Here is a 6,447-nt window from a genome sequence, read left to right as displayed (position 1 = left end):
GAACGGACCCTTTTCATTATTGAGTGGATCCTGGATACGGACATGCAGCGGCGTGCTCAGATCGGTCTTAACAAGGGAGAGGCCCACCATGCGCTCAAAAATGCGCTCCGTATCGGGAGGCAGGGGGAAATTCGCGATCGCACGACAGAGGGGCAGCACTACCGAATCGCTGGGCTCAATTTATTGACTGCGGTGATCATTTACTGGAATACCGTCCATCTTGGTCATGCCGTCACGGAGCGGCGGAACGAAGGGTTGGATGTTCCCCCTGAATTTCTTCCCCACATATCCCCATTGGGCTGGGCGCACATTCTACTGACTGGCGAATATCTTTGGCCCAAGGAACCGAAAGCTTAGGGTGTCATTTCGCCCTCAGCCGGAACCGACCCCTCTTTTGCAGTTCCCTGAGCTCTTCATCCGTGGCGATCTGTTTTATCTGACGGGTAAACATCGGGGTCTCGATAAACTCAATCGCGTGACTCACGGCTGTCTCCTGTGCTTAATGGCGTACATAGTACACTTAATTCTGATTTCGGAAAAGCGGTCACATCGAGGGGCCATAGTAGCGGGTCGGCTTTTTCTGTGGCTCCGGCTGCTGCTCACGCAGCTTCTCCTCACGGGCGCGGTCATGCTGCGCGATCAGCGCATCAAGCGGCTGACGTTCCTGCTCAAGCTCTCGACCTGCGCGCGCAAGCTGTCCACCTGACTGCTCAAGTGCTGACACACCCGGTCGCTGTGCGTCAGCGCCTGTGAGGTAGCCTCGAACATGTGCTGCAAACTGCTGTAGCTGTCCTGCCACGCCTGCTGCTGTTGCTCGTAGCTTGTCTGTAAGCTCTCTAAGGCGCTCAGAAGCTGTTTTTCCATCTCGGTCATGGTTTAGGTCGTCCTCGGTGTTAAAAACGTGCTGTGGCGTTTCAGGGCGTGCTGACGGGGTTATTTCGCCGTGTATTTCACCACGGTGTTGTCGGTCGTCGACGTGTAGGTTTCCACGCCGTGCGCCTGCTTCGGCAGCACCACCAGGTAGGTGTTCCGGCGCGTGTCGTCGCTGTAAATCGTCACGCCCGCGCCGCTTTTCGCTTTCAGGCTCGCCAGTTGCTGGCTGTAGCTGTCCATCTCGCTCAGGCGCGAGGTAATGATCGTGCCCTGAAACCAGATTATCCCGCCCAGGATGCCGATCAGCAGGGCGAAGCAGAGGAATACCCACGCCATCGCCGTTGAGACGGAGGTTCTGATCATGCCCGTCAGCCTGCCGTTCTGCTCGCGGATAGCGTTGCTGATGCTCTGCGAGCTTGATTGCAGTTCCGCGCTGATAGACGTCTCCAGCCTCGCGAACTCGCGCTTCACGCTCTGCTCGGTATCCTGCGCCTGCTGCTTCGATTTCTCCTCGAAGCCCTTCGCCAAATTTAAAATCTCGCTCATATATCATTCCTTTCAGCCGGATATTTCGGCCGCCGTCCGGATCGGCAATGCTGATGCTGCTTTTCGTTTCCCGCGCCACGATCAGGCCGTATCTTTCCAGCTGCGTCACCACGTCCTGCCGGCTGCGGATCACGCCCTGCTGCATCAGGTTCATCAGGCCGGCGGTAATTTTCTCTGCCGCCTGCTGTTTGTCGCGGGGCAGATCGCTGGCCTGCGTCAGCGGGCGGCGGTAAGTCGGGTCGTTCGGGTCGCGCAGCCCCAGCCGGTCGTTGGTCAGGGTCTGCCAGGCGTTGACGCGGGGGCGGTCGGCGCGGTCAAAATAGGGTTGCAGGCGTTTGCCACTCTGCAATTCGATGTTCGGGATGACAAAATTCAGCTCAAGCCGTCCCTTGTCGCGGTGCTCTACCCACAGGCAAGCGTACTGGTCGCGGTCGAGACCGGTCAGCAGCGTGTGCTCCCATTCGTCCATCAGGCGCGATTTCTCCGCGTCTGCAATGTCCGGCTCCTGGAATGACAGCACGCCGGAGGTGTAGGCGCGGGCAAAGTCGCAGCCGTCAATCAGCTCGCGCACGTATTCAGGATTGCCGCGCAGCACGCGGGCCTGTTCACGCTGCCGGTCTTTTCCCAGCAGGTAATCCACCGGACCGCTTCCCGAACCCGCACCACGCGAATGAATTTTAACGATCACGGTTCTGCTCCAGCAGGTCGCCAAGCTGACGGTCAAGGCTGGTCAGTACGACAAGCAGCGAAGCACGTTCAGAGGGCGTCAGGGTGTCAGTCTGGTTCAGACGGCGGGCGATCTGGTTCAGGTTGTTACCGATTCCGCTGACCTGTCGCAGCAATTCGGGCGCCACATCGGGCACACGGCGCCTGCGTGAAGTGTGTTCACCCAGACCAAGCTGACGCAGCCACTCCGCAAGGTGAGTCCGGTCGCAGCGATCAAGCAGTCGCTGATGCTCGGTTTCGGTGAGCCGGATTTTGATCTCTTTCGTTCGCTTTTCCATAGGCTCCGCTGAGAGAAAATTCGCACCACTGTGAGAATTTTTCGCAGTGGATGCCGGGGGTTTCGGGGGGCGGCGAGCCCCCTGAACCAGTCACAGTGGCACCTCGTTAGAGGGGACGCTGTGTGTACTGGCTTAGTGTAAGGTGCAGTATGTCAGATTATGTGGTGGCTGCAAAAAAAAAAGCCCTCTGCTAGAGAGGGCTGTTATCTGATATAGGCTTGTTTAGTCTCACGATGAAAAGTGAGTGATGATCTGCTCTACTTTTTCTTTGTTCTGGAAAAATCTAGCCAGATAGCTGTTAGGATAATTAGACTGGATGTATTCAAATATGCTTTTAGCTAGTTCAAGAGTATCAAAAGAGACGCTATTCTTGTCATAGGTTTTTATGCCATTAACTGTATTTATGGGTTGTATTTTCCCCATTAAAATACTAATAAATACATAGTTACCATGCGTCAGCAGTGATGGAATTTTACTATATTCATCTTCTGATGAGTTAGATGCTTTAGTAATTGTATCTTTTAAAACATCGAAACATACTCTGTATAAATTAACAGCATTGATAACAGAAAGACCGGATGGCGGATTTCTTGGGTTAAAAACTTGTTCGTAAAGATTGCCCTCTGTTGTATCAAAAAAACGACCTCTATTAGACTTCAAAGTTGCAATAAGTTGAGGTTTCTTTGATTCGCAAATTAGTGCATTTAATGAGTCATCTATATCGATAACATTAGAAGCAGCTATCCCTGAATCTTCCTGTCGTAAGAGCTTATATGTATAACCCCCAACAAAATTTATTTCTCTCTGTATTTTTTGCTGTTCAGGTCTTTGTGTTGTGAAATCTCTGCCAGTAACTCTATTCTGAGTATTGTTGTACTTAGTTACGTCACCTAAAAAAACAGGATCTTTCGCATTTATAAACCTAATCATCACTCGAGCTTTGTCTTTTTTCTCTTCGGGTATGCTATCAAATATAGCCCCAATAGAGCTTACAGTTTGCGCCCCATTTATTATGTTTAACTTTTTAAATCCGAATATTCCAATTTTCCGAGATGCTCCAGCATTAGCTATGCTCTCATCTACCTCTTCATATGTTGCAGTAATCCCGTTGTTATAGTACCAAAAGTTCTCTGGGCTATTTTCGATGGTAGACATGATCCCTGCATTTACTGATGTCGAATCACCCAAGACACTTCTTATATTTTTCTCGAAAAGCGCATACTTGTATTTTTTCCACCAATCATGTATCACCCTTGCAGCAATCGTTCCGTAGATTGCGCCGTAAGGTTCAGTGATCTCACCATACGACTCTAATATTACATTACTTATATCTATAGCTCCGGTAGATTGATTGCTCAAGCTAGTAGATATGTCAGTAACATTAGGCGTTTCAAATAGTATTGTATACTCATCCCTAGATTCTAAATCTCTAAACAACAGCGCTTTGTTTTGGCTTTTCTCCCAAAAATCAATCTCTCCAATCACTTCTGAGCTTAACCCTTGGGTTCCTGAATAAATAAAAACGCATATGCATTTATAGCTACTACTAGTGATAGCCGTAGTCACTGATTCTTTGTGCTCTAAAAATCTATCATTAAATGAATTGAGATCGTTAGCTATAACTTTTGCACATGCGTCTTTAAACCGTCCAAAATCTTTTATTGTTACAGAACCATTCCCATCTTTTATATATTTTGACTGTACCAAAATAAGTTTTTTAGAACTTGGGTTTACATAAACAGCATCAATTCCCCCATCATCGCTACCATCGCAAACTGATGCAGCAGCAACTCCAGGGTCGAGTTCATCACCATACATCCTTACTGCATGCGCAGCAATGCATCTTGTGATCAGAACTTCTCTTCTAGCCTCACCTTTAGAGTTAGTGTTTTCCATATTAATAAAAGAACCATAGGTTTCTTCTAGGCTATTAGCTAACCTTGCAAGCCCAACGGTTCTAGTGTCGCTATTAAAATCATCTCTTGCCATGAATATTCCTGTAATATGTCGATTTACTAATCCCCATACCTTCCCACGGGGAGTTTATTGTTGGCCTGCCGCCACCTTTGCTTTTTAATCCGCCTAAACGGCCTCTTTTAGATTGAATATCGCTTCTATGAGAGTTAATTACGTACTCTTTAAATGAAGATGCTGTAAAGTTTTTTTCAGTCCATTTTGCAATGCTTTTAGCTATCCCATTCACCTCTTTTTCATCCAGAGGTGCAGCAAATTGTAGATTATAGGCACTGGCGCGTTCGTAGCAGGCTTGCAGCCATTGCTCATACTCAGGCCAGCCCTGACGGATGGCGCGGTATGCCCACTTGCGGGTTTTGTCGAACAACGTGCAGTTACGGCCTAATCCGTAGTCGGCAACGATTTCTTTGTCGTTCGCAGCATTCAGGTCGAGAAAGTCAGCCAGCCAGTCCAGCGTGTAGAGTTCCGGCTGCCATACGGCAATTTTCCAGTGGCCGTGGTTCGGATTTTTGCAGATTAGCCCCGAATACCCTGCGTCAGCCTCTAATTTTTTACGTAGCGCATTCTCCACGGCGGCGGCGTAGCGCAATGGCTTCATTTTTCCGTCCGGCGCGGTGCGTATCGAGGTTTCCAGCGCGTACAGCAGGTGTGCGTGTCCGTTGTCGGGGTTGGTGATGGTCAGCGTGGGCGCGGGGGCGTTGCGGTCGCTCCAGTCGATGGCGGCACCGGCGCGATCGACGTCGAATCCCAGCCAGAACATGGCGTGAGGCTGATTGAACTGGATATATTTCGCCAGAATGGCGCGTTCCTTACCGGCAATGCGTACACCGAAGTGCAGATCGTCCGAAAAGTACGGCTTGTGCGGTAAGCGTTCGTTGAAGAGTTCGAGTGCGGCGTTATGCAATGCGCCCTGCGCTTATGGCGGGCTGTTGTCTGGCACGGTTCATGTGCTAATATCCTTCATAGGTTTCGACCTGGCCCTGGTAGTCATGCTCATCCGCCAAGATAGCTCATGATTGCCGGGGCTTTGTTTTTTCTGTTGCCGTTAAATTACACGCGAACGGCCTCGCCTGTCGAATCCTTCCTTCACAACGGCTTAGTGCGCCGCCAGCTCCTGGAAGAATTTCGGATTCGCCTGGATGGTTGCCAGCACCTTCGCAGCCAGTCCGGTTGGATTGCGGCGTCCGGTTTCCCAGCTCTTGATGGTGTCGAGACTGGTTCCCAGCACTTTCGCCATCTCGCTCTGTGAAACGTTTAGCTGTGCCCTGATGGCCTTCACGTCTGCCAGCTCGTAACGGGTGACGCGGGCAGGCTCTCTGACGCCGTTTTTGATTTCAACGGCTTCTTCCAGCGATGCTTTCAGCTCGTCAAAAAAACTCATGTCACACCTCGTCTTTCAGTTGTTGGGTCAGCGTCTTCAGCGCGGCTTTCTCCGCGTCCGTCAGGCTGTCTTTGGTGCTTTTCGGGTAGGCCATCACCAGATAAATCACCTCCGCGGTGGCCAGAAAATAAATCACCCTCGCACTGCCGCTTTTTCCCTGGTTGCCCGTCGCCATCCTGACTTTTCGCAGCCCGCCAGTTTTCTGGATGAGATCGCCTTTGTCCGGCGACTCAATCAGCGTCTTTGGGGTCGGTTCCGGCTGAGGGCGAAATGACACCCTAAGCGTTAGCTCTGTGTCGTTGCACGATGTCAGCGACGGTATTCTTGCTGATACCGAGCTCGCGTGCGATCCAGCGATAGCTGCGTCCCTCGGCCCTCATCGCAACCACCTTAGGCAAAAGTCGGTCTGATTTTGGTCGCACTCCGGCCTGACGACCAAGCCTCTTACCACGTGCCTTCGCAACAGCAAGGCCTGACTTGACCCGCTCGCTGATGAGATCCCGCTCAAACTCCGCAATGCCGGAAAGAAACGTCGCCAGCATTCGTCCATACGGCGACGAAAGATCGAACGCCATTCCATTCATGGCTATCACGGAAACCTTCCAGTTCTCCAGTTCACGTAGCGTATTGAGCAGATCGAGCGTCGAGCGCCCCCACCGGGAAAGCTCA

General features: G+C 51.0%; 9 protein-coding genes and 2 pseudogenes. 1 reads left to right on the top strand and 10 read right to left on the bottom strand.

Annotated elements, in window-relative coordinates:
- On the top strand, nucleotides 1-357 hold a 357-nt coding region (locus tag HMPREF1144_RS11090), incomplete at its 5' end, for a Tn3 family transposase (RefSeq protein ID WP_042926792.1).
- A gap of 34 nt (nucleotides 358-391) precedes the next feature.
- On the opposite strand, the pseudogene HMPREF1144_RS33585 reads toward HMPREF1144_RS11090, so the two are convergent.
- The 10 genes and pseudogenes from HMPREF1144_RS33585 to HMPREF1144_RS11045 all read right to left on the bottom strand — a co-directional run.
- Nucleotides 392-484, bottom strand: a pseudogene (locus HMPREF1144_RS33585) (addiction module toxin RelE); the annotation flags it as partial.
- Nucleotides 485-639: 155 nt separating this feature from the next.
- A complete protein-coding gene (locus tag HMPREF1144_RS32950) occupies nucleotides 640-864 on the bottom strand; it encodes an MbeD family mobilization/exclusion protein (protein WP_029498753.1) in 225 nt (74 codons plus the stop codon).
- A 69-nt stretch (nucleotides 865-933) separates the two neighbouring features.
- The gene (locus tag HMPREF1144_RS32945) at nucleotides 934-1,419 is read right to left on the bottom strand and encodes an MbeB family mobilization protein (protein WP_142273022.1); all 486 of its coding nucleotides are present in this window, start codon (nucleotides 1,417-1,419) and stop codon (nucleotides 934-936) included.
- Nucleotides 1,420-1,789: 370 nt separating this feature from the next.
- A pseudogene (locus HMPREF1144_RS33995) lies at nucleotides 1,790-1,939 on the bottom strand (nuclease); the annotation flags it as partial.
- A gap of 157 nt (nucleotides 1,940-2,096) precedes the next feature.
- A complete protein-coding gene (locus HMPREF1144_RS11070; RefSeq protein ID WP_042927524.1) occupies nucleotides 2,097-2,423 on the bottom strand; it encodes a MobC family plasmid mobilization relaxosome protein in 327 nt (108 codons plus the stop codon).
- 228 nt (nucleotides 2,424-2,651) lie between these two features.
- Nucleotides 2,652-4,412: an AIPR family protein gene (locus tag HMPREF1144_RS11065; protein WP_009652795.1), complete on the bottom strand. Its 1,761-nt coding sequence runs from the start codon at nucleotides 4,410-4,412 to the stop codon at nucleotides 2,652-2,654.
- Nucleotides 4,399-5,301, bottom strand: coding sequence for a replication initiation protein (locus tag HMPREF1144_RS11060; RefSeq protein ID WP_009652796.1), 903 nt, complete (start codon nucleotides 5,299-5,301; stop codon nucleotides 4,399-4,401). Before HMPREF1144_RS11060 ends, HMPREF1144_RS11065 begins: the two co-directional genes overlap by 14 nt.
- A 192-nt stretch (nucleotides 5,302-5,493) precedes the next feature.
- On the bottom strand, nucleotides 5,494-5,778 hold the full coding sequence (gene nadS / locus HMPREF1144_RS11055) for a NadS family protein (RefSeq protein ID WP_001697687.1): 285 nt from the start codon (nucleotides 5,776-5,778) through the stop codon (nucleotides 5,494-5,496).
- 1 nt (nucleotide 5,779) lies between these two features.
- Nucleotides 5,780-6,055, bottom strand: a complete 276-nt coding sequence (locus HMPREF1144_RS11050; protein WP_009652792.1) for a type II toxin-antitoxin system RelE/ParE family toxin — start codon at nucleotides 6,053-6,055, stop codon at nucleotides 5,780-5,782.
- Nucleotide 6,056: 1 nt separating this feature from the next.
- A partial coding sequence (locus HMPREF1144_RS11045) for a recombinase family protein (protein ID WP_042927517.1) occupies nucleotides 6,057-6,447 on the bottom strand: 391 nt, incomplete at its 5' end.

It is taken from the genome of Klebsiella sp. OBRC7 (assembly GCF_000293135.1).
GTDB lineage: Bacteria > Pseudomonadota > Gammaproteobacteria > Enterobacterales > Enterobacteriaceae > Klebsiella > Klebsiella michiganensis.
The sequence above is the reverse complement of the archived record's forward strand: the minus strand, read 5'-3'. Positions and strand labels throughout refer to the sequence as shown.